Here is a 229-nt window from a genome sequence, read left to right on the forward strand (position 1 = left end):
AAGGGCAAGCGGGTGCTCGACGTGGGCTGCGGCAACGGCTACTACCTGTGGCGCATGCTCGGCGCCGGCGCCGACATGGTCATCGGCGTCGACCCCAACTGGTTGTTCTTCTGCCTGTTCCAGGCCGTGCAGCAATACCTGCCGGACTTGCCGGCGTGGCACCTGCCGTTCGGCCTCGAAGAGCTGCCGTCCAACCTCGAAGGTTTCGACACCGTGTTCTCCATGGGCG

1 protein-coding gene is annotated in these 229 nt (G+C 65.5%); it reads left to right on the forward strand.

Annotated elements, in window-relative coordinates; genetic code table 11:
• Positions 1 to 229, forward strand: a 229-nt coding sequence (locus OH705_RS29005) for a DUF1698 domain-containing protein (RefSeq protein ID WP_267303673.1), incomplete at both ends; no start/stop codon positions are given.

It is taken from the genome of Pseudomonas sp. BJa3, assembly GCF_026343815.1.
Classification (GTDB): domain Bacteria; phylum Pseudomonadota; class Gammaproteobacteria; order Pseudomonadales; family Pseudomonadaceae; genus Aquipseudomonas; species Aquipseudomonas soli.